Here is a 24,060-nt window from a genome sequence, read left to right on the forward strand (position 1 = left end):
ACGCCCCCAGCGCCCTGAAAGCACCGCCCTGCGCGAGGGCGGTGGGGTGGGGGCGCGCCTCGGAGGGGGGTCAGGTCTCGTTGAGGAGGCGAAAGGCGGCGAGAACTGTTTCCGACTGAAGGTCAACCTGGTCGGGGACCGGCACCCACGTCAACTCATGACCGGCGGCCAACTCGGCCGCCCAGCGGGCGTGCTGGGCGGAACAGACGCCGTGGAGGGTGCGCGCGGCGGAGCCGCCGCGGCCGTCGAGGAGGCGGAGCATGATCCCGGTGGCGCGCAGGGAGATGCGGCGGGCGGCGATGTCGAGGGCGTTGAGGTGCGCGAGGGTGAGGGGGACGGGGGAGGGGTGGAGCCCGTCCCAGTCGTCGGCGACGCTGCGCATGATGGCGGGCATGCCGCCCGTGATGCGCAGGAGCGGGCGGGTGGCCGGGGAGCCGGGGTCGGGGACCAGCGGCCGTACGGCGTCGAGCAGGGCGTGGGTACGGTCGGCGTGGCGGCGCAGAAGCGCGGCGAGAGCCGCGAGGGCGCGGGCCGGGTCCGGGTGCGCCGTGGTGTCGGCGACATCGCGGCTGGCCCACATCGGGACCTCGAAGAGCGCGGTCATCCCGCCGTAGCGGTGCGGGCGGATCCAGGTCGAACGGTTGACGTCCTCGGGCAGGTTCTCGAACTGGGCGCGCTGGCCCGGCGCGGGCATCAGATAGACGCCGGGCCCCGACACCGTCCAGTACAGGGCGTCGTACGTGCCGGTCTGCACGGGCACGTCGCGCTCGGCGGAGAGCTTGCCGAGAGGTTCCGCCAACCCCGGTATGTCACGCGTGAGTTGGACCCAGCTGCCGCCGAGGTCGTTGCCGTGCAGCGAGCACTGCAACTCCGGCCGCAGCTCGTCGATGAGGCTCACCAGCGCCTGGGACTCGGGGAGTTGGTCGTCCGGCGGCCGGATCGACGGCGCCCACTCCGGCTGTTCGTCGGCGGGCGGACGGTAGGCGTGCCGGAAGTGCTCGGCGGGCGTGCGCCGCACCGGCGGCCCGGCCTCGCTGCGTACGGTCCCGTCCGGGTCGAGACAGAGCAGGAAGTGCCAGGAGGCGCCCGCCCCGGAGTGCAGGCGGCTGTCGGCGGCGACCCGGTGCGCCAGCCGCAGCGCGGTCGCGGGCCCGACGCGCTCGTCGGAGTGCGGGCCCGCGACGACCAGGATGTGCCGACGGCCGCGCCCGACGGTCAGCAGATGCAGCGGACGCCCCTGCCGGGACCGGCCGACCACCCGCAGGGTGCTCAGCACGGGCCGCGAGTACGCGAACGCGGAGGCCGCCGCTGCGACCTCCGCGACGCTGGGATAGGCGTCGGCGTCCGACGTCACGTGCCGTTGGAGTTGCTGTCGCCGGTGGTCTCTTCCTTGTCCAGCCGTCGGATGACGAGAGTGGTGTTCGCCACGGTGACTCCTCTCTGTCCAAGCAGGGTGCAGCGCTGAGGAGTTGAACGGTTTGGCCCCTGGATCCCCCACTGATTCCCCCGCACCTTGCCAAGGCTCCGGCGGCCCGGCGACAGTGTCAAGGTCCGTACGTACTCATGCGTACGGGCGGAGCACGAGGGGGTCGGCTGATGACGGCACCACCGCACACCGAACCGCACACCGATGACTCCGAGGCGCTGCTCAGGCCGCGGATCAAACCCGAACACCAGCCCTATCGCACCGCCGACGGCAACGTCAGGATCGGCAGTGTGATCTACGGGATCGGCGCCGAGATCGAGGACCCTGACGGCTGGATCTGGACCCTTACCGAGGCGATGGACGGCACACGCACCGCGGCGCAGATCGCCGCCGAAGTCGCCGCCGCGCACCCCCGCTTACTTCTGCCCGCCGCCACGATCGGCTCCGCGATGGCGGACTTACGGGAGGCGGGTTTCGTGGACGACGCGGCGGCACCGCTGCCCGCGGGGCTCGTCGACCGCGACCGCGTACGGCACGCCCGCGGTGTCGCGCTGCTGCGCTGGATGGACCTCAGCTCACGGGCCAGCCCGTGGAACGCCCAACTGCGCCTGGCGGGGGCCCGCGTGCTGGTCCTCGGCGTCGGCGGTACGGGCGGCATGGCGGCGCAGGCGCTGGTCGCCTCCGGCGTCGGTCACGTCCACACCGTCGACCCCGACGTCGTGGAACTGTCCAACCTCAACCGGCAGACGCTCTACCGCGAGGCCGACATCGGGCGGCCGAAAGCCGACGCGGCGGTGGCCGCGCTGCGCGCCCTCAACTCCGATGTCACCGTCACCGGTGAACGGCGGGAGATCCGCGGCCCCGACGCCCTCGCCGCGCTCCTCGCCCCGGACGGCGGCGGCCGGTCACCGTACGACCTGCTGGTCCTCGGCGCCGACCGGCCGCCGGAGATCCGCCGTTGGGCCAACCGCGTCTGCATCGCCCTCAACCTGCCCTGGGTGGAAGGCGGTTACCGCGGCCCGCTGGTCACCGCGGGCGTCCACGTACCCGGCGACGGGCCCTGCTGGGAGTGCCAGCGCGCGGGCGAGGACGCACGGCGCGATCTGCGGCTGCGCCCCGGCCAGAGCGAGGACGCCGCCTCGCCCCGCATGCCGTGGAATCCGGCGAGCGCCGTCACCGCCGGTCTGTCCGGCACGCTCGTCGCCCACGCCGCCATCGCCCTGCTCACCGGCGTCCCGCGGATGCGCCCCGGCTTCCGCTACGGCATCAACCTCATGGCGCTCGGCGACCCCGTACTCCAACGCCACCCGCGCCGCCCCGACTGCCCGGCCTGCGGCCCGCTCGACCACCCCACGTAAGGGCCCAAGGCCCCAGCGGCGGGTGGTGACCTGCGGAAGCGTCGTGCCCGGGCCCGCCCAACTGACCGGCTCGCCGCCCGGACGAAAGGGGGTGCGCCCCGTCAGGGGTGCGAGCAACCCCCCACCGGCGGGTGGCCCGGACACCACCGGGCTTCCCCTCGGGGGCGGGTGGTGACGTACGGGGAGCGTGGCGGTCGGGCGCGCGGTTCCTCGGCCTTCGGCCGGGACGTGCCCCCGGCACGGTGCGCCGATCTCTCCGGGGTGCGGGCGGGGTCCTTGAGGGGGCGGGTCACCGCGTTGACGTGAGGTCGACGGTTGCCAGGACGGTCCTGGCCTGGAGTTCGGCCTGGTCGCCGACCGGCACCCAGTGGGCGTCGGTCGCGGCCAGCAGGTCACGGGCGCCGGAGTCGATCCGGCGCTCCAGCCGGCCGCGCAGACGGCCGTGGTCGCCGCCGGGGTCGCCCTCGCCGCAGCGCTCCTCGTCGAGCAGCCGCAGCAGCATCCCGGAGGCGCGCAGCGGCATACGGCGGGCGGCGATGTCGAGGGCGGCGACGTGGGCCATGGTCAGGGGGACGGGGGAGGCGTCGGCGAGCGTCTCGTAGTCGTCGGCGAGGCCGGAGAAGGCGCCGACGGCCTGCTCGACACCGCGCAGCAGCGGGCTGTGCGCGGCCTGCGGGGAGAGCAGGCGCCAGGCGCGGTCCAGCGCCGACGCGGTGGCGGCGCCGTCCTTGCGCAGCCGGGCGGCGAGCGAGGCGACGGCCTGGGCGGGGCCGGGGTGCGCGTCCTGGTCGGCCACGCGCCGGGTGGCCCACATCGGGACCTCGACCACGGCGGTCAGCCCGCCGTGCCGGTGCGGGCGGGCCCAGGTGGAGCCCGCCGCGTTCTCCGGCTCGTCGGTGAACCGCCCGGGCGTGCCCGCGGGGGGCCGCACGAAGACGCCGGGCCCCGACCCGGTCCAGTGCAGCGCGTCGTAGGCGCCGGTCTGCACCGGGATCTCCAGTTCGGCCGCGTATTTGCCGAACGGCTCGGCCAGGCCCGGCACATCGGCGGTCAGCCGCACCCAACCGCCGCCGACGTCGGTGCCGTGCAGCGTGCACTGGAGGAACGGCTTCAGCTCGTCGATCGCCGCCAACAGGGCCATCGTCTCGGGGAGTTCGTCACCCGGCGCGCGGAAGGCCCCGGCCCGCTCGGGCTGATCGGCCGACGCCGGGCGGTAGGTGTGCCGGTAGTGGACGGCGGGCGGCCGGGGCCCGGCCGGACCCGTCTCGTTGAGCACGGTGCCGTCGGGGTCGAGACAGAGGAGGAAGTCCCAGGTCAGATCCGCGTCGGCCTGCCGCTGCCGGTCGGCGACCGCGTGCTCGGCCAGCCACAGCGCGCTCGCCCCGCCCGTCTGCTCGTCCGGGTGCGCTCCGGCCACCACCAGCACGTGCCGGCTGCCGTGTCCCACCGACAGCAGCCACAGGGGCCGCCCGGCCCGCGACTCCCCGGCCAGCCGCATCCGGCACAGGTCGGGATGCCGCCGGGTCAGTACGCGGGCCGCCGCCGCGACACCTGACACGGTCGGATACGCGTCTGGCCCGCGCATGACGGCTCCTCCTCGTCCCATATCCACGACCACGGCGGCGTCCACTCGCCGTGCCCACCCCCACCGCGCTCCGAACCGGCGCGCCGCGTATCGCACATCGCGCGCCACCGGCGGAGTAGCGGAGTTCGGGTGCCGTGGGCGCGCCACCCAAGGCTGTGCGGGCCGCCCCCGGGTGTCAAGAGCGCCCCGTGGCACCCGAGTCGGCGCGCGACCGCCCGATGTCGGGCCCCCGGTAGAGGCGTTCGGGGATGGTGGCCAGCGCCGAATCCCGCAGTCGCGGGCCGAGCCCGTAGAAGTGCTGGAAACTCATCACCAGGGGCCGCCACATGTCCGGATCGATCCGGTCCCGCGTGCCCGCCGCCCGTATTTTGTCGTGCACCAGCACGCGCGTGATCCGTACCTCGAACACCACGATCCCGCCGCGCTGTTGAGGGTCGTCCTCGGCCAGCGGGTGGGTGGCCTCGACCACCGCCTCCAGCGCCACAGGGCACTCGGCGACGCGCGGCGCCGCGACCGTCTCCGACGCCACCGGGGTCAGCCCGGCCAGCTCGAACTTGCCGCCCTCGTAACGGTATCCGCGCCGCGCCTTCCCCTCGGGCACCGGATCGCGCCCGGTGGTCAGCGCCAGCCGGTCCACGGCCGCCGCCATCGAGTCCTCGGGCAGATTCAGTACGCACGCGCCGTCGCGCAGCAGATTGCGCGCCGTCTGCGACCGCGCCCCGAGCCCCAGCATCGCCCGCCACCCCAGCCAGAACACCGACGACATCGGCGCGAGATTCGCCGACCCGTCCTCGTTCACGGTGGAGAGCAGCACGACGGGCGTGCCGAAGTAGAGGATTCCGGGCTCGATGCGTGAGTGGACGGCGGGTGCGGTCGCCGCGGTGATCTCTGAGGTCATACGGCCAGTGTTGTGCGCGGGGCCGCCGGTCGCTGGCGGGTATCGGACGTCGCGTACGGGGGGCCGTACGCCTCGGTACGGGAGTGTCGGCGGGGTCAGGAACCGGGCCGCTCGCGGGGGCCGTAGCGGGCGTGCGGCGCACCCGTGGCCAGCGCCCAGTAGCGGTCGCCGTAGGACCAGTGCCACCACTCGGTGGGGTAGTTGACCAGGCCCGCGGCGGTGAGCGCGGCGGACAGCGTACGGCGGTTGGCGCGGGCCTCGGCCGACAGCCCCGGCGCGTCGGTGTAGCAGGCGCCCGCGCTCTCCTCGGGGTTGGCGTTCACGCGGGTGCCCATGTCCAGTTCGCGGCCGTCCGCGACGAGGGTGAGGTCGACGGCCGCGCCCGCGCTGTGCGGCGCGATCTCCGGCGGGGACACGTAACGGCTGGCGGCCTCCCTGATCCGCGCGGGCGTCCACTCCGGCCGTGCGGCGCGCAGCTGCGCCGAGTACCCCTCGAAATAGGCGCGTTGGAGGGACGGCGGCCGGTAGCCCTCCACGAACAGCAGGCCGACGCCGTCGGGCAGCAGCGTGCGCGCGTGCGCGAGCCGGGTCAGGACGCCCTCGCGCAGGTGGGCGAAGCTGCCGTCGTCGTCCTGGCGGCGCGGGTCGACGGCGCCGAGCGGTCCGTCCGTACCGGGGCCGCTGTTTCCCGCCCCGCCTCGTCCGCCACCGCCTCGTCCGCCACCGCCTCGTACGCGGCCTCGTCCGCCGCCCCGCACGTTGCCCCGCACGTCGCTCCGCACGTCGAGCAGCGGCTCGTCGCAGTCCTCGACGGGGATGGCCGCGATGCGCGGGTCCGACATCAGCACGATTTCGCTCATGGTCCGATCATCGCCTGCCGCCCGCCCAAGTGCCGCGCCCGGCCCCGCCCCGCGCCCGGCCCCGCCACCGCCCCGGCCGCGCGGCCTTCGCTAGCCTGCGCGGGTCAGGGACAGAGCCGGGCGCGGGGCGTCGTGGAACGGGGCGGACGGATGAGCGAGCAGGAGCGGGACCGAGAGCGGGAGCGGGACCGGAACCGGGAGCGGGAACGGGACCGGGAGCGGCTGCGGGCGGCGGTCGAGGCGCGCGTGCTGGCGGACTGGGGGTTCGAGCTGCCGGACTCGCTGTTCCGGTTCCACGACTTCATCGGGTCGCTCGACCCCGTCGAGGCGTCGGCCTTCGCGGACCTGGAGCTGTGGCCGTACGGCGTGATGGACCTCTTCGACGCCCCCGGCGCGCGAGCCCGCGACGGCGTCGACATCCGCGCGCACGGCCGTTACTACCGCGACCCGCCCGAGTTCCTGACCTTCCTGCACGGCGGCACCGACGGCCTGCACTACGGCCTCTGGTACGACGACGGCCGCACCTGCGCGGGCGTCGGCTCGTACTACAACAACGACGGCGGCGGCGGCATCGACCGCACCTGCCGCACCCCGCTGGAGGCGGTCCGCGTCACGCTCGAACGCCACTGGTACGACCTGCACGAGGACACCGGCCGGGAGCCGGAGGAGGTCGCGGAGCGCGCGCCGGGGATGGCCCGACTCCGGTCGAAAATCGGCGAGTTCGAGACCGGCGACCGTACCGCGACCGGCGCGGACTACGTACGCGCCCACACGTACGGCTACCGGCGCCCGCCGGTCGAGCCCGGCCGGATCACCACGCTCGACGGCGGCGGCGCTCTCGCGGCGGGCGAGACCGCACTCGGCCGCCCGCCGCACAACGGCGCGGACGAGCACGCCTTCGGCACGCACATGGCCGCGGTCTTCGCGGACCCCGGCGAGCTGGCGGCGGCCGTCGCCGAGGCGCGGCGGCGCCTCGCGGCCGGTGATCCGACGGAGGCGCTGGTCCTCGGCCGCGACCTGCACTGGGCCTCGGTCGGCGACGCGACCCGCGAGGGTCACGCCCATGAGCTGCTGGCCGCGGCCTACCGTGCCCTGGACCGGCCCGCGTTGGCCGCCGTCGCCGACGCGCACCACCGGCACCGGGACCTGCCGCGCGTGGACGTGCTGGAGCCCAAGTCCTAGGGCCCAAGTCCTAGGGCCCGTCCGGCGGATCAGCGGGCCATGGGCGTCAGGCGGGCAGCTCCACGACATCCGCGACCACGCAACTGACGTTGTCCGGACCGCCGTTGCGGTTGGCGAGGGCCACGAGCGCGCGGACCGCGTCGTCGGGGTCCGGGGTCGTCGCGAGCGTGGCGTGTACGTCATCGGCCGGGACGACGGCGGACAGCCCGTCGGAGCAGAGGAGATAGCGGTCGCCGGGGCGGGCGTCCTGGAGCCGGATGTCGGCGCCCGCGCTCCCGTCGGTGGCCGGGCCCGTACCGGACAACGCCCGTGCCAGCAGGGATCGTTGGGGGTGGGACTCGGCCTCGGCCGGGCTGAGGCGGCCCTCGTCCACCATCGACTGGACCATCGTGTGGTCGTGGGTGATCTGGAAGAAGCCGCCGTCGCGCAGCAGATACGCGCGGGAGTCGCCGATGTGGACGAGGGCGAGCTGGGAGCCGGTCCAGAACATCGCGGTGAGGGTGGTGCCGACGTGTCCCGGCTCGCGCTCGGCGGCGGCGACGCCGCGGACGGCCCGCCCGGCCTGCTCGACGGCGTCCTCCAGGGCATTCAGCAGCTCACCGGCGGGGACGGTGTTCGCGCCCGCGTCGAGGCGTTTCAGTACGTCGACGGCCGCGGCGCCCGCGGGGGCGCCGCCGGTCCCGAAGCCGTCGGCGACGGCGAGCAGGCGGGAGCCCGCGTAGGCGGTGTCCTGGTTGCTCTCGCGGACGAGCCCGGTGTCGGACAGGGCGGCGTAACGGATGCCGAGCGGTGCGGTGGCGGCTGACATGGCGGGGTCCTTCCAGGACAGGTAGTCGATGAGGAAGGCGGCCAGGTCCCGCCGGGCGGCGGTGTCGGCCTCGACGCGGGTCCAGTACGCGCGGACCGACAGGGCCGCGTCCCGGCCCTCCTGGGCGCAGACCTCCTGGATTCCGGCCAGCGGCATCCCGAGGCGGCGCAGCCACGCCACCAGGCGGGCCTTCTCCAGTTGCTCCGGTGCGTACCAGCGGTAGCCGGTCGCCGGGTCCACGCGGGCGGGGGAGAGCAGGCCCAGCTCGTCGTAGAGCCGCAGCGCCCGCTGCGACAGCCTGGCCGCCTTCGAGAAGGCCCCGATGCCCATCAGGCCGGGTCCCGTGTCCCGCTCCATGCCCGCGCTCCTCCGTCCCTCCTCGCGCCGGGCCTCCGTCCGGCGCGCGTCCGATGCTGGGGTCTTCCCCGACGTGAGAGTCAAGCAGGTCCGCGGCCTTCCGCCTCTCCCGCCGTCCGCGCCCTCACCTGCGCGGCTTTACGGTTCGCTCTACGAACTAATATGGTTCGTAGAGCGAACGAGATGTCGAGGCGTGCGGGGAGTGGTGAACATGGCGGGTGCGGGTGCGGATTCAGGCGTCGGTGGTGGTGCTGGTGCGGGTACGGAGGGCGCGGCGCGTGCGGCGCGTGCGGTGCGGACGGTCGCGGTCGTCGGCGGGGGGTACGGGGGCGCCGCCGTCGCCAAGGCGCTGGACCAGGACACGGACGTCGTCCTGATCGAGCCGAAGGACGCCTTCGTGCACGCGGCGGGCGCGCTGCGCGCCCTGGTCAGGCCCGACTGGGCGGCGAACATGTTCTTCCCGTACGACCGGCTGCTGGCGCGCGGCCGGGTGGTCCGCGAGCGCGCGGCCTCGGTGGACCCCGGCGGCGTCACGCTGGCCTCCGGCGCCCGCGTCGACGCCGACTTCCTCGTCCTGGCCACCGGCTCCGACTACGCCTTCCCGGCGAAGACCGAGACCGACTCCACGGCCGAGGCGCTGCGCAGGCTGCGCGTCGGTCACGACGAACTGGCGCTGTCCGAGCGGGTGTTGATTGTCGGCGCGGGCCCCGTCGGGCTCGAACTCGCCGGTGAGATCAGGGCCGTGTGGCCGGACAAGCACATCGTCGTCCTCGACCCGGCCGAGCGGTTGCTGTCCGGTTTCATGCCGGAGCTTCGGGACGACCTGCTGCGCCAACTGGACGCACTGGACGTCGAATTGCGGCTCGGTACGACCCTGGCCGCGCAGCCGCCGACCGAGCCGGGGCAGGCGAAGACGTTCACGGTCGCCACGTCCTCCGGTGACCAGGTCACCGCCGACATCTGGTTCCGCTGCTACGGCGTACGCGTCAACAGCCACTACCTCGCCGACGGCCGCCTCACCGCCCGTACGGCCAAGGGGCAGGTCCGCGTGACCGACACGCTCAACGTCCATGGCAACGGCGGGACGTACGACCGCGTCCACGACCGCGTCTACGACCACGTCCACGACCGCGTCTACGCGCTCGGCGACCTCACCGACCTCGCCGAGGCCAAGATGGCGGGGTACGCCATGAAGCACGCCGCCGTCGTCGCCGAGAACATCCTCGCCCAGGTGCGCGGCGAACGGCCCTCGGCCGTCTACCGGCCCTCGCCCGTACCGTCCGTGCTGCTGCCGCTCGGGCCCGGCGGGGGTGTCGGCCAGACCCTGTCCGACGACCGGCCGACCCCCGTACCCGTGCTCCTGCCGGCCGAGCGGGTGGCCGCGTACAAGGGGCGGGATCTGCTCGTGGGGCGATTCGCGGCGCTCTTCGGCACGGGCTGAGCCCTCGGGTACGGGACGTGGCGCGCGCTCAGTGCGCGACGGGGCCCTCGTCCAGTTCGAGGAAGACGGCGGGCACCTTGTTGTCGCGGACCACGCGGCTGAGCAGACCCGCGAGCGTGACCCGTTCCGCCTCGGTCAGGCCGGACGGCAACTCCTCGACGCGGCGGCAGGTGTCGGCGTAGAACGCGTCGACCAGCGACCGCCCTTCGGCGGTGAGCGCGACCCGTACCGCGCGGCCGTCGCTCGGATCGGCCTCCCGCCGTACCAGCCCGCGCTGCGCGCAGCGGTCCACAAGACCGGTCAGGCTCGACTTCGCCAGCCCCAGGATGCTGCCCAACTCGCCCATCCCCAGGGGCTGTCCCATCAGCACGCACAGCAACTGCCCCTGCTGCGGCGTCAGTCCGTACCCCCGGCCCGCCTCCGCGTACACGGCGTTCACCAGGAAGGAGGAGCGCACCAATGCGGTGACGACTCCCATGTGCTCGCCCGCGTCCTTCCCCATACCGCCAGCCTACGGGATAGGGGCGATCGGGTGGTGGTTCGTGACGCGAACTATGGAAGGGGTGGGAGGGGGAGGAGGGGAAATAGGGAACGCGGTGCGTTCCCGTTCGGACCCGTTCGTTCCCGTCCGTTCCCGTTCGGACCCGGCCGGATTGCCGCCGGGGTGCGGGCGTCGGACGATCGAGACCGGCGGTCCGTCCGGCGAGGGAGTGATGCGATGAGCGCGCGGCGGCTGGCCGACCTCGACCGCCCCGAGCGGCGCCGGGCGATGGCCGCGAGTGTGGTCCGCTGCGTGCTGTCCACGGCGGCGATCCTGGTCCTGTACTACTTCCTGCCGCTCAACGGCGGCCGTCCCGACGCCGCCGCCCTGATCCGGCTCGGCATCGGCGCCGTCGTCTTCGTCGCGGTCATGCTCCTCGAACTCCGCCGCATCCTCCACGCCGATCTTCCTCAGCTCCGCGCCGTGGAGACACTCGTCGTCACCTTCGCCTTCTTCCTCGCGCTCTTCGCCAGCGCCTACGTCTCCCTCTCCCACCTCTCACCCGGCAGCTTCACCGAGCCGGTCGACCGCACCGCCGGGCTCTACTTCGCCATCGTCACCCTCGGCACCGTCGGCTACGGCGACATCGCCCCCACCAGCGATTTCGCCCGCATCCTCGTCAGCGTCCAGGTCCTCATCGACCTCGTCTTCCTCGCCTTTCTGCTCCGCCTGGTCATCGACCTCACCCGCCTCACCCTCCACCGCGACCAGCCCCCCTGACGGGGGTCCCGCCCCCTCCCGGCCCGGCCCCCGCTTTCCCGCCCCCGGGTCCGGCAGGGCTTCCCCGCGCCGTTCCCCGCGCCCCTGCGGTGGCCCGCTGGGCCTCGTCGGCCGGGGTGGTGTCGGTGGTTTCCCGGCCGCCGGTCCGGTGGGGGTTGCCCGCGCCGTTCCCCGCGCCCCTTCGGGGCACGACCCGCCGTGCGAACGGCGCGCCACCGCCGTGGCTGTCCGCGCCGTTCCCCGCGCCGCTGCGGGGCTCGGCCTCGTGCGGGGTGGGTGGGTCGAGGTTTTTAGGGGCGCGGGGCTGTGTGTTATTGGCGGCTGGTGCCGCGTGGGCGTGACGAGGCACGACGGGGCTGAGTGTCGCCACGGGTCCCGGGGAGGGGTCAGGCTTCGGCGAGGGCGGTGGTGAGGACGGCGTGGGAGGGGCGGTCGAAGGCCATGAGGCGTACGTGTTCGACGCGAGTCGACGCGTGGGTGAGGACGGCGACGGCGATGCGGGCCGCCTGGTCGGCGGGGAAGCCGAAGATGCCGGTCGAGATGGCGGGGAAGGCGAGGGTGGAGACGCCGAGGGTGTCGGCCACTTCGAGGCAGCGGCGATAGCAGGAGGCGAGGACGTCGGCCTCGCCGGAGGCGCCGCCCTTCCATACGGGACCGACGGTGTGGATGACGTGCCGGATCGGGGGGTCGAGGTCGAACCCGGGGGTGGCGACGGCGTCCCCCCGCGCGCAGGGCGCCACGGCGGCGCCGGCCTCGGCGAGACGGGGGCCGGCGGCCCAGTGGATGGCGCCGTCGACTCCGCCGCCGCCCTGGAGGGACTCGTTGGCGGCGTTGACGATGGCGTCGACGGCCTGTTTGGTGATGTCGCCCTGGACGACCTCGATGTGGACCATGCGCTGATGATGGCGGGGGAAGGCGGGTCGGGGCACGTCGAATTCGGTCAGGGGGTCCGCAGGGCGGCGGCCAGGTCGCGCAGGTGGCTGTCGACGGGGCCGAGGCTCAGGAGTCCGCTGGCGGCGCCGGCCAGCTCACCTGCGGCGGGCAGCAGTTCGGCGTGGGCACGCCGCTTGGCTGGCGGGGAGTCGAGTGCGAGGGCGGCGCGGGCGGTGAGAGTCCACATGGCCTCGTAGAGGAGGTCGTGCGGGGGCGCGGGGGCACCCCGGAGGGCGGCGGCGGCCTCGAGGCGGCGGTCCTCGGCGAGCAGGAGGAGGGGGCGGACCCACGGGGCGTACGGGCCCCAGTCGGCGTCGGTCCGCGCGAGGACGAGCAGGTCGCGGCCGTGCCGGAGCCGCAGGCACAGAAGGGCGAGGGGGAGGAGCCCGCGCTCCAGCCCCGGCATCCCGGCCCCCGTCAGCTCGGCGGCGGCATCCCCGTACGCGGCCTCGGCCGCCTCGAAGGTCCCGGTCTCCGCGAGCCGCAGCGCCCCGTACCACCGGGTGAACACCCCTACGAGCGGCAGCTCATGACGCTCCGCCAGCCGGTCGGCGGCGGCGGCGTGCTCGTCCGCCGCCCCGAAGTCGCCCCGTGCGCAGGCCGCTTGGAGCCGGATGAGCCGGCCGAGCACCTCGGACGTGAACAGGCCGTGCCGCGAGGAGAGTTCGACCAGCTCCGCACCGATCGCATCGCGTTCCGGCGCCAGACCCGCCCGCTGAAACGTCTGCATGAAGGTCGCGTTGAGCGCGAACGCCAGCAGCACCGGATCGTCCAGCCGCCGCGCCGCCTCCTGCGCCAACCGCGCCGCCTGCGCCCCGCGCCCGCCGCCACCGCGCCCGCCGCCACCGCGCCCGCCGCCGACGTTCGCGCCGCCGACGTCCGCGCCCCGCGTCTCCAGCGCGATCGTCGCCAACAGCCGTGCGCGCAGGGCCTCTTCGGCGGGGCCCGGCGGCAGGGCCGTCAGGGTGCGTTCGGCGGCGGCCACCACTTGGGCGGCTTGGGCGGGGTCGTCGAGGCGGGTCCAGACGGCGGGGACGTCGTAGGCGCCGATGACGCGGGCGCAGAGGTGGGGGTCGCCGAGTTCTTCGGCGGCGGAGACGGCGGCGAGGCGGTGGCGGCGGGCGGACCGGAGCCCGTCGCCACCGGTGACGGCGAGGCCGCGCAGGAGGGTGACGGTGGATTCCAGGCGGGCGCGGGCGCCGGTGGGGACGGTGCGGTCGTAGGCGGCGGTGGCCTCGGCCCAGACGCGTTCGGCGCCGCCCGCGCCGGGGTCGAGGCGGTCGTCGTCCTGCCGGAGGATGTCGGCTTCGAGGGCGCGCAGGCCGGGCCCGGGGTCGACGCCGAGCTGTTCGACCAGGAGGGCGCGGGCGCGGCGCAGCACGGCCAGGGCGTCGCCCTGGCGGCCCGAACGGTAGAGGGCGAGGGCCAGCAGGCGCCAGGCGTCCTCGCGCCAGGGGTGCTCCGCCGCGTGGGCGTCGAGGTCGGCGGCGGCCTCGGCGGCCAGGCCGAGGGAGAGGCGGGCCTCGGCCCGGCGTTCCACGGCGTGCAGCCGCAGTTCGGCCAGGCGCGAGCGTTCGGCGCGGGCCCACGGCTGGTCGGCGAACTCGGCGTACGCGGGCCCGCGCCACCACCCCAACGCGCGCTGGAGCAGGGCGAGTACGTCCTTCGGCGGCAGCCCGGCGGCCTCGGTCACGGCCTGCTCGAAGCGCCACGCGTCCACCGTGTCGGGCGCGGCGCGCAGCGCGTACCCGGGGCCCTCGGTGACCAGCAGCCGGGCGGGCGCGCGCGGTGGCCGGTCGGGTTCGAGGGTGCGGCGCAGGGCCGCGACGAAGGTACGGAGGGTGCCGACGGGGTCGGCGGGCGGTGCGGGGGAGCGGCCGGGACCCGCGCCGTCGTTCCCCGGCCGCTCCGGCCACAGGTCCTCGACCAGCCGGGCGACCGGTACGACGCGGCGGCGGCCGATGACCAGGCGGGCCAGTACGGCCCGGTGCCGTGGCCCCCTCAGCGCGAGGGCCGCACCGCGTACCGCCTCGTCCGGGCCGTCCCCGCTCTCGGCCCAGGCCGCCACCGGCCCCAGCACGCCGAACGCCACCCGCACCGCGTACCGCCTCTCCGGGAGTTCCCCCAGGTCACGGTAGCGCGCTCATCGGCTGCTCATCCGTCGCCCACACGCTGGAAGCACGAGCCCGTTGACGCGCCGGGCCCGCGTACGACCCGGACCGCGTACGCGCACAGACCGCGTATACGCCCGGACCGCGTACGCGCCCGGCTCGCGTACGACCGGCACCGCCGCGTACGTGCACGGCTCGCGTACGACCGACCGGCATCGCCGCGTACGGGGCACGGCCCGCGTACGTCCACCCACCGAAAGGGGCCCCCATGCCACCCGCCATCCCCGGCTTCGACCTCCGCCGCGTCCCCGCGGCCGACGGCGTCACCCTCACCGCCGCCGTCGGCGGCTCCGGGCCGCCCGTCGTCCTGCTGCACGGCTTTCCGCAGACCCACCTGATGTGGCGGCACGTGGCCGTCGACCTCGCCGCCGACCACACCGTGATCTGCCCCGACCTGCGGGGTTACGGCGCGAGCGACAAGCCGGCCGAGGCCGACGACACGGCCGGCCCCGCCGGGACGGCACCAGCCGTCTACGCGAAGCGCACCATGGCCGCCGACATCGTGGCCGTGGCCGCAGCCCTCGGCCACGACCGCTTCGCGCTCGCGGGCCACGACCGCGGCGCCCTGGTCGCCTTCCGCGCCGCCCTCGACCACCCGGGAGCGGTCACGCACCTCGCCTGCCTCGACGTCCTGCCCACCCTCGACATGTGGGACGCCATGCACGGCACCACGGCCGCCGTCGGCTTCCACCTCTACCTGATGGCGCAGCCGCCCGGTCTGCCCGAGCGGATGATCGCCGCCGACCCCGACCTCTTCTTCGGCCACTTCCTGGACCTGTGGGTCCGGGCTCCCGAAGCCGTCCCGGCCGACGTGCGCGCCGTCTACCTGGCCGCCTGCCGGGCCGCGATCCCCTCGATCGTCGCGGACTACCGGGCCTCGGCCGGTATCGACGTCACCCACGACGCGGCCGACCGCGCCGCGGGCAACCGGCTGCGTATGCCCGTCGCCGTCCTCCAGCAGGACTGGGGCGCGGCGCTCGGATTCGACGCCGCCGCGCTGTGGTCCGCGTGGGCCCCCGACCTCCGGCACACCACGGTCGACACCGGCCACTTCATGGCGGAGGAGTCCCCGGCGACGGTCGTCACGGCCCTCCGCGACCTCCTCGCCCGCTGATCCGGAGGCCCGCCCGCCGGAACACGACGCGGTCGGGGACGCGTGGCGGGCCGTGGCGGCCCGACGGGACCCGTGCCCGTCGGGGGTGCGGTGCCGCCGGTTTCCGGCTCCGGCGACGGTCAGACGGTGAAGATCCGTTCGGCCTGGTCGCGGTGGGTGTGCAGGTCCCCGTACACGGGGGGAGATCTGGTCCGCGGTCGCGGGTCGGCGACCCGCGGGCGTACCTCGTACGGGTCGTCACGCGGCAGTCGCTCAACCGGCTGTGCACGCTGGCGCGCCGCCGCGAGGAGTACGTCGGCGAGTGGCTGCCGGAGCCGCTGCTGACGGCCCCCGACGTCGCCTTCGTCGCCGTTGCCGACGGCCCCGCCCCCGCCTCCCGCGTCCCCGTGCACGGGGACGCCCGCGTCGCGGCCCTCCTCGCCGGCCCCGGCCGCCACGCGGTGGCCAACGCCGAGAAACTCACCCGCCTCGGCCCCGTCCCGACCCGCCTCGCCCGCTGAGGCGGGTCGGAACGGCGCCGGTGCGTCAGCCCACCGGCTGGTAGTGCTGGAGGTAGAGGAAGATCGACTTCCAGCCGCTGCCGACGTTGAGGACGTGGAGCCGGCCGCCGGAGGGCCCGAGGTCGAGGGCGGTGATGCCCTCGACCTCGTCGTCGGGCTGGACGTCCTGGGTGAAGGCGCGGGTGACGGTGCCGGTGGCGGGGTCGATGGCGTAGACGGCCTTGTCGCCGTCGCCGTCCACGGAGGCGTAGAGGGAGCCGTCGAGCATGGTGGCGCCCTGGATGCGGCTGAGGGGGCGGGAGAGGCGGACGGTGGTGGCGACGGGGAGTTCGGCTCCGGCGGGGAGCGAGAGGAGGTCGCTGAGGCGGTAGCCGACGAGTTCGTCGGTGCCCTGGGCGCTGTCCTGGTTCCAGGGGGCGGTCCAGACGAGGCCGGTGGCCGGGTCGACGGCCACCCACGGGACGCCGCCGGGCAGCAGCGCGAGGGGCAGGCGTACGTAACGGCCCGTCCAGCTCAGGTCGTTGGCGGAGTACAGGGCGAGCAGCGGGTTCCGGTAGCCGTTGCCGTCCTCGATCGGGGCGACGACGTAGCCCCCGTACACGTCGATGTCCCCGATGTGGTCGGAACCGTAGGCGCCGCTCAACGCACCAGGAATGGCAAGGGCGTTGGAGGCCGTCTCGTGGTTCCCCTCGACCGTCGCCTTGTCGAGGCTGTACGTGCCCGAGTAGTAGAAGTACGTGCCGTCGGTGGCGATGCCCTGCCCGCGCTCCAGGGCGGTGATGCCCGTCCAGGTGGAGTACGCGGGGAGGCGCTGCCAGGTCGTCGCGTACGCCGCCTGCGGCAGCAGCGCCAGGGTGGCCGCGACGGCCACCGTGCTTCCCGCTCGCCAGATCTTCATCAGCCCGAACCTCCATGTCGACCGCTGACAAGGCCAGTTGGCCATCGGCGGCATCCATTGGAGCAGCGGGGCGGCGGACAAGCCCACCGGTGGCGGGTGAACTCTGGCCGAAGGGCAGTCGAGGGCAAGGGCCTTGACTGGCAAGGGCCTTGACGGGCAAGGGCGTTGGCGCCTCGACTGTCCGCCCGGTCACCCGCACCGCCCGCTGCCCCCGCGCCGCACGGCCCGCACCGCGGCCGTGCGGTGCCGGTCCACGGCGGGGCGTACCGGCGGATGGTCGTACGGACGAACGTCCCGGATCAGGCGCTGGCCACGGTCGTACTCACGCGCGCCGCGCCGCCCACACCGTCCGCTCGGTCCGCACGGTCAGGTCGTCGCGGCGCGCGATGCTGTCCGGTCCCTCGGCGTCGAGGAGCCGGTCGAGCGCGGCGAGGTCTTCCGGTGCCAGGGTCTCGGCGATGCCGCCGCGCATACGGGTCAGGCTGGTGAGCGCGTACCGGCCGACGGCCTCGGCGTGCGGCGGGCCGATGTTCACGGTCACGACGCGCTCGCCCACGACGGTCAGGCCCGCGGCGCTCAGCATGGGCCCCCAGTCGGCGCCGCGGTGCGGCACGTGCTCGGCGTGGTGGTGGTCGAGCGCGGCGTGGCAGCGCTCTTCGAGCCCCGGGCGCTCCGCGGGCGCGTCCTCGGGCAGGAAACGCGGGAAGCCCGCCAACTCGACGACGGCGAAGAGCCCGCCGGGCGCGAGCGTGTCGCGGACCTGGCGCAGCGTGCGCTCCGGGTCCGCCATGTGGTGCAGGGAGGCCGACGCCCAGACCAGGTCGGGCGAGCCGAGGTCGGGCCACCGGGTGTCGAGGTCCGCCCGGACCGTACGGACGCGCCCGGCGACCCCGGCCGCCTCCGCGTTGCGGCGCAGGCGGTGCAGGTGGTCGGCCGAGGTGTCGACCGCGATGACCTCGGCCTCGGGGAAGCGCCGGAGCAGGGCGAGGGTCCCGGCTCCGGTGCCGCAGCCGAGGTCCACGATGTGACGGGGGGCGGCTTCGACGGGCAGCCACGCGGTGATCGAGGCGGTGTGCTCGGCGAGGACTTCGGCGTCGAGGTCGAGGATGTCCGCCTGGCTGTCGGCCTCGGCGTCGTGGTGCGAGGCGGTGGCCTTTGGGGTGCCGTGATCGTGGTCGTGCGGGGCGTGGCCATGGGCGTGACCATGGGCGTCGTGGGCCGCGTGCGGGGCTGCGTGAGTCATGGCGCCCACCGTATGAGGGCCGTGGGCGGGCCGCCCGGTCGCTTTCGGGAACGGCAAGACGGTGGGCGTCCGGGCTGCCGACGGCGCAAGTCGCGTGCCCTGGCCCGCGCGAGTCGCGGGCTCCGACCTGCTCGGGCCCCGGCCTGCTCGATTCGCCGGCTCCGGCCTGCGCGGGCCTCGACGTACCGGATTCGCGGGCCCCGGCGTACCCGATTTGCCGAACGGGCTCAGACCCCGTCCCCCTCGCCGCCGCTCTTCTCGTCGCCGCGCTGGTGCCCGCGCCGCGCGTCACGGTCGAAGATGCCCAGCAGTTCGCAGGGCCCGCCCTCCGCGCCGATGGCGTGGGGCAGCATCGTCGGGAATTCGGCCGACTGGTTGGTCTCCACGCGGAAGCGCCGGTTGCCCAGGAGCAGCACGGCCGTGCCCGACAGGACGACGAGCCATTCGCGGCCGGGGTGGGCACGCAGCCGGGAGGGGCTGTCCGGCGGCGGATTCGTCAGGCGCTGCCGTACGACCGTCATACCCGGGTCGGCCTTCACGGCCCAGCGCATCGTCTGGTGCGCGGAGTCGATCATCGGACTGGAGATGACGTCCTCCGTGGCCGTCTCGACGAGCTGGTCGAGCGTGGTGTCCATGGCGCGCGCGAGGGTCACGAGCTGGTCCAGCGCGAGGCGGCGCTGACCGTTCTCGATCCGGCTGAGCGTGGAGGGGCTGAGCCGGGCGCGGCCGGCCAGTTCGTCCAGCGACCAGCCCTGCGCCACCCGCAGCGCGCGAATCCGCTTGCGCACCAGGCTGTCGAGATCTTCATCGTCTTGCGTCATAGGCAACATGTTATGCCTCGCGCGCAAAGTCCGCTTAGCGTGGTCGTACCGGGCCCCGGACGGGGCTCCCGCTCAGCGCAAGGGCGCAAGCCGACGCGTAGAGAGCCGACACGTATAGAGAGGTACGCCCATGCCCGCGACGCTTCCCGCGCACGTGAACGATCCGGCCGATCCGGCCGGTGCGACCGATCCCGCCGGTGTGACCGATCCCGCCGATGGGGCCGACGCCTTCGCCCCGACCCTCGACGCCGTGGTGATCGGCGGTGGCGCCGCCGGGCTCAACGGCGCCCTCATGCTCGCCCGCTCCCGCCGCTCCGTCGCCGTGGTCGACAGCGGGACCCCGCGCAACGCGCCCGCCGACGGTGTCCACGGCCTCCTCGGCCTCGAAGGCATCCCCCCGGCGGAGCTGCTGCGCCGGGGCCGGGAGGAGGTACGGCGGTACGGCGGCAAGGTGCTGGTCGGCGAGGTGACCGCCGCCGAGGCCGTCCCCGGCGCCGACCCGCGTTTCACGGTCACCCTCGCCGACGGCGCCACCCTCCGCGCCCGCCGCCTCCTGGTCGCCACCGGCCTGCGCGACGTACTCCCCGACATCCCCGGCCTCGCCCGGCACTGGGGGCACGACCTCGTGCACTGCCCGTACTGCCACGGCTGGGAGGTGCGTGACGAGCCCATTGGCGTACTCGCCGTCGGTCCCGCCTCCGTCCACCACGCCCTGCTCTTCCGGCAGTTGACCGACGACCTGGTCTACTTCACGCGCGGCACCGACCTGGACGACGAGACCCGTACGCGCTTCGCCGCCCGCGCGATCCGGGTCGAGGACACCCCGGTGGCGGCGGTCGAGTCGACCGGGTCCACGGAGGGCTCCGGGTCCACACGGGGCTCCGGGTCCGCCGAGAGCCTTGGGTCCACGGACGGCTCCGGGTCCGCCGCGGGCGGGCACATCGCGGGCGTACGGCTGACCGACGGCCGGTTCGTACCGCGCCGCGTCCTGGCCGTCGCGACCCGCATGCTGGCCCGTACCGACGGACTGGCCGGGCTCGGTCTGCCGATGGAGGAGCTGCCGGGCGGGATGGGCCGCCGCTTCGCCGCCACCGGCCCCGCGGGCACCACGTCGGTGCCGGGCGTGTGGGTCGCGGGCAACGCCACCGACCTGACGGCCCAGGTCGGCGCCTCCGCCGCCGCGGGCGCCCTGGCCGGTGCGCACATCAACGCCGACCTGGCCGCCGCCGACACCGAGGCGGCTCTCGCCGCGGCGGACACGCCCTAAGAGCGCTCTGACGCGGCGGGGTCGGGCGCCGCCCGTACGTGCGCGCGCTCGCCCTGCTTGCCGACGAGGCTGAGGAATTCGACGGGCCCCGAGCCGGTGGAGCCGAACCAGTGCGGCGTACGGGTGTCGAACTCGGCCGCCTCGCCCGGCTTCAGCACGAGGTCGTGCTCGCCGAGTACCAGCCGGAGCGTGCCGTTGAGCACGTAGATCCAGTCGTAGCCCTCATGGGTGCGCAGGACGGGCTCCACGGGGCCGCGCGGCGGGGCGGGCAGGACGAATTTGTACGCCTGGATGCCGCCGGGCCTGCGGGTCAGCGGCAGCACGGTCGAGCCGTCCTTGCAGGCGATCGGGCGCAGGTTGAGGCGCGGGTTGCCGGTGCGGGGCGCGTCGACCAACTCGTCGATGGTGACGCCGTACACCCTTGCCAGCGGCAGCAGTTGCTCCAGCGTGGGGCGGCGCAGGCCCGCTTCGAGCCGCGACAGCGTACTGACCGAGACGCCGGTCGCCGCCGCCAGATGCGTCAGCGTCAGGTCCCGGCCGAGCCGCAGATTCTTCAGGCGGGGGCCGACGGCGTCGAGGGTGCGGCCCACTTCGTCGTCGGTGCCGCCCGCGCCAGCCGCGCCAGCCATGCCAGCCGTGCCGCCCGTGCCAGCCGCGCCGTCCGTGTGATCCATGGAGCCCAGTTTGCCGATCGGCAAACAATTTTGCACATCGGGGCCGGTCGTGGTGACGATCGCTCCCGCGTTTCCCCTGTTGACCGTCCCTGGTGAAAGGTCCGTCCAGATGAGTACGGAGAGTCCGAACCGGCCCGCGCGGGGCAGTGCCGAAGCCGCAGCCGTGGGCACGGGCGTTGACGTACCGGTCGACGTAACAGCCCCTGACGCGGCGGGTGTTGACGACCCGCGTCGGCGCCGCGCGATCCTGATCTCCGTCTGCGTCGCGCTGATGGCCGTCATCGCCTCGGTGTCCGGCCTCAACGTCGCGCAGCCGGACCTGGCCGTCGCGTTCGACGCCTCGCAGAGCACGATCCTGTGGATCATCAACATCTATACGTTGAGCCTGGCGGCGCTGCTGCTGCCGCTCGGCGCGGTCGGCGACCGATGGGGCCGAAAGCCCGTACTGCTCACGGGACTTGCCGTCTTCGGCGGCGCCAGCGTCGTCGCCGGTCTGGCGACGTCGGCCGAGGTCATGATCGCGGCGCGGGTGCTGAGCGGTGTGGGCGCGGCGATGATCATGCCGGTGACGCTCGCCGTCATCACCTCCACCTTCCCGGCCGAGGAGCGCGGGCGGGCGATCGGGGTGTGGACCGGCGTCGCGGGCGGCGGCGGCATCCTGGGCATGTTCCTGTCGGCCGCGCTGGTCGACGTGGCGAGCTGGCGTTATCTCTTCGTCCTGCCCGTGGCGCTCGTGCTCGTGGCCGCCGTGATGACGCTGCGGTCCGTGCCCGACTCGCGCGACGCGGCGACGCACTCCTTCGACACGGTCGGGGCGCTGACCTCGGTGGTCGCGGTGGTCGGGCTGATCTTCGTACTCCAGGAAGGGCCCGAGCGGGGCTGGGCCGCGCCCGTGACCCTGCTCAGCCTGCTGGTCGGCGTCCTGGCCGCCGCCGGCTTCGTGGTCTGGGAGCTGCGGCGGCACGGCCCGCTGCTGGACGTACGCCTCTTCCGCGAGCGCGGCCTGGCCGGTGGTTCCGTCGCGCTGCTGGCCGTCTTCGGCGTCCAGGCCGGGATCTTCGTCGTCCTCTTCCCGTTCCTCCAGGCCGTGTTGGGCTGGTCGGGTCTGCTGTCCACGCTGGCCCTCATGCCGATGGCCGTCCTGATGATGGCCACCTCGGGCCTCGCGCCGCGTCTCGCCGAACGGGTCGGCAGCCGTCGCACCATGGCCCTCGGCATCCTCCTCGGCGGCGCGGGCCTGGCCCTGATGGCCACCCTCGTCTCCGTGGACGGCGGCTACCTCTCCGTCCTGCCCGGCATGCTCGCCATGGGCATCGGCATGGGCCTCACCATGACCCCCGCCACCGAGGCCATCACCAGCTCGCTGCCCAGCGAACGCCAAGGGGTCGCCTCCGCGCTCAACGACGTCACCCGCGAATTCGGCACCGCCCTCGGTGTCGCCCTCCTCGGCGCCCTCCTCTCCTCCGGCTACCGCGGCGCCATCGGCCCCCGCCTCGACGGCGTGCCCCCGGCCACCGCCGCCACCGCCCGCGAAGGCATCGCCAACGCCGTCGAAGCCGCCCATGCCACCGGCGGCCCCACCGCCCCCGCCCTCGTCCGCGCCGCCCAGCAGTCCTTCGTCGACGGCTGGCAACAAGCCATGTGGGCCGGCGTAGCCGTCATGACCCTCCTCCTCGCCTACCTCCTCCTCCCGAGCCGGACTCGTCGCTCAGACCGGTGAGGCGGGCGCGTCGGCGGCGGTCGGGTCCGGAGGTCTCCACGACCGTTTCACCCCGCCCGCCCGCTGACCCCTACGATCCGCCCGACGACGGCCGCGGCCCGGTCCGCGTGCTCCTCCGCCCACCTGCCGACGTGCTCCCTGACCGCTTCCCTCACGCAGGCGCGCACCTCGGCGTTGCCCAGCGTGCCGTGGACCGGGTCCTCGAAACAGGGATGGTCCACCTTCACCGACACGACCGCGGTCAGTCCTTGGCCGATCCGGTCGCCGCCGAGATCGGGATCGGCCGCCGACAGCAGCCTCCGCTCGCGGGCGAAGGCGTTGACCGCGAGCGCGAGTCCGTCGCGGAAGCCCGCCAGGTGCGCGCCGCCGTTCCGGGTGGGCGCGCTGTTGGCGAAGCTCCGGATGCGCTCGTCGGGGGAGGAGCACCACCGCAGGGCCACCTCGGCCGTCCCCTCAATCCGCGGGTCCTCCCGGGCGAAGGCGATGACGTCGGGGTGCAGGGGTGTCCGGGCCGGGGCGTCGGGGTCGTCGTGACCGTGGGGGCTGTCGAGGAAGACGACGAAGTCCCGTAACCCGTACGGGAACCGGAACCGTACCGACTGCTGCTCGCCCGGTGACCGCGCGTCGGTCAGCGAGATCTCCAGGTCCCTGTTCAGGAACGCCAGCTCCCTGAAGCTGTCCGCGAGCGCGGCGAACGAGCACTCCGTGGTCGGGAAGATCTCCGGGTCGGGCCGGAAGCTGAGGGTGGTCCCGGTGCCGGCCGCCGGTCCCACGACGGTCGGCGGCGCGATCGCGCCGCCGCGCTCGTACTCCTGCACCCACCGGACCCCGTCGCGCCGTACCTCGGCCGTCAGGCTGCTCGACAGGACATTGGCGACGAAGGGCCCGAAGCCCGCCCGCTCCAGGACCGCGCAGTGCCGACCGGGGGGTTTCGGCCTGGCGGCCGTGCGGGTCAGCAGCGTTTCGAGGCCGTCGCCGTCCTCCGCGACCTCCACCGGGACCCCCGGCCCGTCGTCGGCGACGCTGACCTCGCCGCCGGGTCCCAGGACGACGTCCACGGTCCCGGCCCGCCCGGCCAGCACTTCGTCCACCGCCCGGCCCATGACCTGGAACACCATCTGATGCAACCCGCGTCGGCCGGTCGTCCCGACATACATGCCAGGCCGCCGCCGAATGGTCTCCCTCGCGTCCAGCACCGTGATGTCGCTGGCCTCGTACCGCCAGCGGACCTCCTCCGCGCCGGCCTTCTCCCTGCCGTCCTCCGCGCCGCCCCGACTCACGAGATCCCCCTCCGACCGCGTCCACCCGAGCCCCCCAGCCTAGGCGAATCCGCGTAAAACACCAGGTCAGACGCCATGCAACGAACCCGTGCCCGCCCCGCTGCCCGCCCCCCGGCCCCCTCCCGGCCCGCGACTCCCCACCCTCGCCGGAAGCGCGGCCAAACCCCGTCTGAGCCCCCTCAACCCCCCTCTCCGTCGCCCCCGAGGCGCCCATTTTTCCCATCGCGCATCCGGCCGCCGCTCTCTCCGGTCGGCCGTCAGCG

General features: G+C 74.5%; 20 protein-coding genes and 1 pseudogene. 8 read left to right on the plus strand and 13 right to left on the minus strand.

Features of this window, described 5'->3' with window-relative positions; genetic code table 11:
• Positions 1-70: 70 nt before the first annotated feature.
• The gene (locus ACIQCJ_RS32930; RefSeq protein ID WP_355341969.1) at positions 71-1,354 is read right to left on the minus strand and encodes a M14 family zinc carboxypeptidase; all 1,284 of its coding nucleotides are present in this window, start codon (positions 1,352-1,354) and stop codon (positions 71-73) included.
• Positions 1,355-1,659: 305 nt separating this feature from the next.
• On the opposite strand from ACIQCJ_RS32930, the gene ACIQCJ_RS32935 reads away from it, so the two are divergent.
• On the plus strand, positions 1,660-2,784 hold the full coding sequence (locus ACIQCJ_RS32935) for a HesA/MoeB/ThiF family protein (RefSeq protein ID WP_402713586.1): 1,125 nt from the start codon (positions 1,660-1,662) through the stop codon (positions 2,782-2,784).
• 289 nt (positions 2,785-3,073) lie between these two features.
• Here ACIQCJ_RS32935 and ACIQCJ_RS32940 read toward each other — a convergent pair whose 3' ends face one another.
• The 3 genes from ACIQCJ_RS32940 to ACIQCJ_RS32950 all read right to left on the minus strand — a co-directional run bounded on the left by ACIQCJ_RS32940 (position 3,074) and on the right by ACIQCJ_RS32950 (position 6,127).
• On the minus strand, positions 3,074-4,369 hold the full coding sequence (locus ACIQCJ_RS32940) for a M14 family zinc carboxypeptidase (protein ID WP_402713492.1): 1,296 nt from the start codon (positions 4,367-4,369) through the stop codon (positions 3,074-3,076).
• Positions 4,370-4,544: 175 nt separating this feature from the next.
• A complete protein-coding gene (locus ACIQCJ_RS32945) occupies positions 4,545-5,267 on the minus strand; it encodes a flavin reductase family protein (RefSeq protein WP_402713494.1) in 723 nt (240 codons plus the stop codon).
• Positions 5,268-5,362: 95 nt separating this feature from the next.
• The gene (locus ACIQCJ_RS32950) at positions 5,363-6,127 is read right to left on the minus strand and encodes a M15 family metallopeptidase (protein WP_402713496.1); all 765 of its coding nucleotides are present in this window, start codon (positions 6,125-6,127) and stop codon (positions 5,363-5,365) included.
• A 150-nt stretch (positions 6,128-6,277) separates the two neighbouring features.
• Here ACIQCJ_RS32950 and ACIQCJ_RS32955 point away from each other — a divergent pair, with 150 nt between their 5' ends.
• Positions 6,278-7,309 carry a hypothetical protein gene (locus tag ACIQCJ_RS32955; protein WP_402713498.1) on the plus strand — a complete coding sequence of 344 codons (1,032 nt, stop codon included), beginning with the start codon at positions 6,278-6,280 and terminating at the stop codon, positions 7,307-7,309.
• A 46-nt stretch (positions 7,310-7,355) separates the two neighbouring features.
• Here the strand turns inward: ACIQCJ_RS32955 and ACIQCJ_RS32960 are convergent, their stop codons facing one another.
• Positions 7,356-8,474, minus strand: a complete 1,119-nt coding sequence (locus tag ACIQCJ_RS32960; protein WP_402713499.1) for a MerR family transcriptional regulator — start codon at positions 8,472-8,474, stop codon at positions 7,356-7,358.
• A 292-nt stretch (positions 8,475-8,766) separates the two neighbouring features.
• Here ACIQCJ_RS32960 and ACIQCJ_RS32965 point away from each other — a divergent pair, with 292 nt between their 5' ends.
• Positions 8,767-9,915 (plus strand): FAD-dependent oxidoreductase, encoded by a 1,149-nt coding sequence (locus tag ACIQCJ_RS32965; protein ID WP_402713501.1) that lies wholly within the window; start codon positions 8,767-8,769, stop codon positions 9,913-9,915.
• Between the two features lie 28 nt (positions 9,916-9,943).
• Here the strand turns inward: ACIQCJ_RS32965 and ACIQCJ_RS32970 are convergent, their stop codons facing one another.
• Entirely contained in the window at positions 9,944-10,393 is a 450-nt protein-coding gene (locus ACIQCJ_RS32970; protein WP_355342340.1) for a MarR family transcriptional regulator, read from the minus strand.
• Between the two features lie 240 nt (positions 10,394-10,633).
• Here ACIQCJ_RS32970 and ACIQCJ_RS32975 point away from each other — a divergent pair, with 240 nt between their 5' ends.
• The gene (locus ACIQCJ_RS32975; protein ID WP_355341990.1) at positions 10,634-11,176 is read left to right on the plus strand and encodes an ion channel; all 543 of its coding nucleotides are present in this window, start codon (positions 10,634-10,636) and stop codon (positions 11,174-11,176) included.
• 386 nt (positions 11,177-11,562) lie between these two features.
• Here ACIQCJ_RS32975 and ACIQCJ_RS32980 read toward each other — a convergent pair whose 3' ends face one another.
• Both ACIQCJ_RS32980 and ACIQCJ_RS32985 read right to left on the minus strand, forming a co-directional pair.
• Positions 11,563-12,069, minus strand: coding sequence for a macro domain-containing protein (locus ACIQCJ_RS32980; RefSeq protein ID WP_391164045.1), 507 nt, complete (start codon positions 12,067-12,069; stop codon positions 11,563-11,565).
• Between the two features lie 47 nt (positions 12,070-12,116).
• Positions 12,117-14,207, minus strand: a complete 2,091-nt coding sequence (locus tag ACIQCJ_RS32985; protein WP_402713504.1) for a BTAD domain-containing putative transcriptional regulator — start codon at positions 14,205-14,207, stop codon at positions 12,117-12,119.
• Between the two features lie 281 nt (positions 14,208-14,488).
• Here ACIQCJ_RS32985 and ACIQCJ_RS32990 point away from each other — a divergent pair, with 281 nt between their 5' ends.
• The gene (locus ACIQCJ_RS32990) at positions 14,489-15,394 is read left to right on the plus strand and encodes an alpha/beta fold hydrolase (RefSeq protein WP_402713506.1); all 906 of its coding nucleotides are present in this window, start codon (positions 14,489-14,491) and stop codon (positions 15,392-15,394) included.
• Positions 15,395-15,588: 194 nt separating this feature from the next.
• Positions 15,589-15,735: pseudogene (locus ACIQCJ_RS32995) on the plus strand (RNA polymerase subunit sigma-24); the annotation flags it as partial.
• Between the two features lie 184 nt (positions 15,736-15,919).
• Here ACIQCJ_RS32995 and ACIQCJ_RS33000 read toward each other — a convergent pair.
• From ACIQCJ_RS33000 to ACIQCJ_RS33010, 3 genes are all read right to left on the minus strand, one after another.
• Positions 15,920-16,792, minus strand: coding sequence for a hypothetical protein (locus tag ACIQCJ_RS33000; RefSeq protein ID WP_401724437.1), 873 nt, complete (start codon positions 16,790-16,792; stop codon positions 15,920-15,922).
• Positions 16,793-17,114: 322 nt separating this feature from the next.
• Positions 17,115-18,035 carry a class I SAM-dependent methyltransferase gene (locus ACIQCJ_RS33005; RefSeq protein WP_402713508.1) on the minus strand — a complete coding sequence of 307 codons (921 nt, stop codon included), beginning with the start codon at positions 18,033-18,035 and terminating at the stop codon, positions 17,115-17,117.
• Between the two features lie 227 nt (positions 18,036-18,262).
• On the minus strand, positions 18,263-18,865 hold the full coding sequence (locus ACIQCJ_RS33010) for a helix-turn-helix domain-containing protein (RefSeq protein WP_401313763.1): 603 nt from the start codon (positions 18,863-18,865) through the stop codon (positions 18,263-18,265).
• 283 nt (positions 18,866-19,148) lie between these two features.
• Between ACIQCJ_RS33010 and ACIQCJ_RS33015 the strand changes: the two genes are divergently transcribed.
• Positions 19,149-20,123 (plus strand): NAD(P)/FAD-dependent oxidoreductase, encoded by a 975-nt coding sequence (locus ACIQCJ_RS33015; RefSeq protein WP_402713589.1) that lies wholly within the window; start codon positions 19,149-19,151, stop codon positions 20,121-20,123.
• On the opposite strand, the gene ACIQCJ_RS33020 is transcribed toward ACIQCJ_RS33015, so the two are convergent.
• On the minus strand, positions 20,120-20,752 hold the full coding sequence (locus ACIQCJ_RS33020; RefSeq protein ID WP_402713591.1) for a helix-turn-helix domain-containing protein: 633 nt from the start codon (positions 20,750-20,752) through the stop codon (positions 20,120-20,122). The genes ACIQCJ_RS33015 and ACIQCJ_RS33020 overlap by 4 nt on opposite strands.
• A 316-nt stretch (positions 20,753-21,068) precedes the next feature.
• Here ACIQCJ_RS33020 and ACIQCJ_RS33025 point away from each other — a divergent pair, with 316 nt between their 5' ends.
• A complete protein-coding gene (locus tag ACIQCJ_RS33025; RefSeq protein WP_402713593.1) occupies positions 21,069-22,517 on the plus strand; it encodes an MFS transporter in 1,449 nt (482 codons plus the stop codon).
• 47 nt (positions 22,518-22,564) lie between these two features.
• Here the strand turns inward: ACIQCJ_RS33025 and ACIQCJ_RS33030 are convergent, their stop codons facing one another.
• Positions 22,565-23,797 carry a DNA gyrase subunit B gene (locus ACIQCJ_RS33030; protein ID WP_402713511.1) on the minus strand — a complete coding sequence of 411 codons (1,233 nt, stop codon included), beginning with the start codon at positions 23,795-23,797 and terminating at the stop codon, positions 22,565-22,567.
• Between the last annotated feature and the right edge of the window lie 263 nt (positions 23,798-24,060).

The sequence above is a fragment of the Streptomyces sp. NPDC093221 genome, from assembly GCF_044753885.1.
Lineage (GTDB): Bacteria > Actinomycetota > Actinomycetes > Streptomycetales > Streptomycetaceae > Actinacidiphila.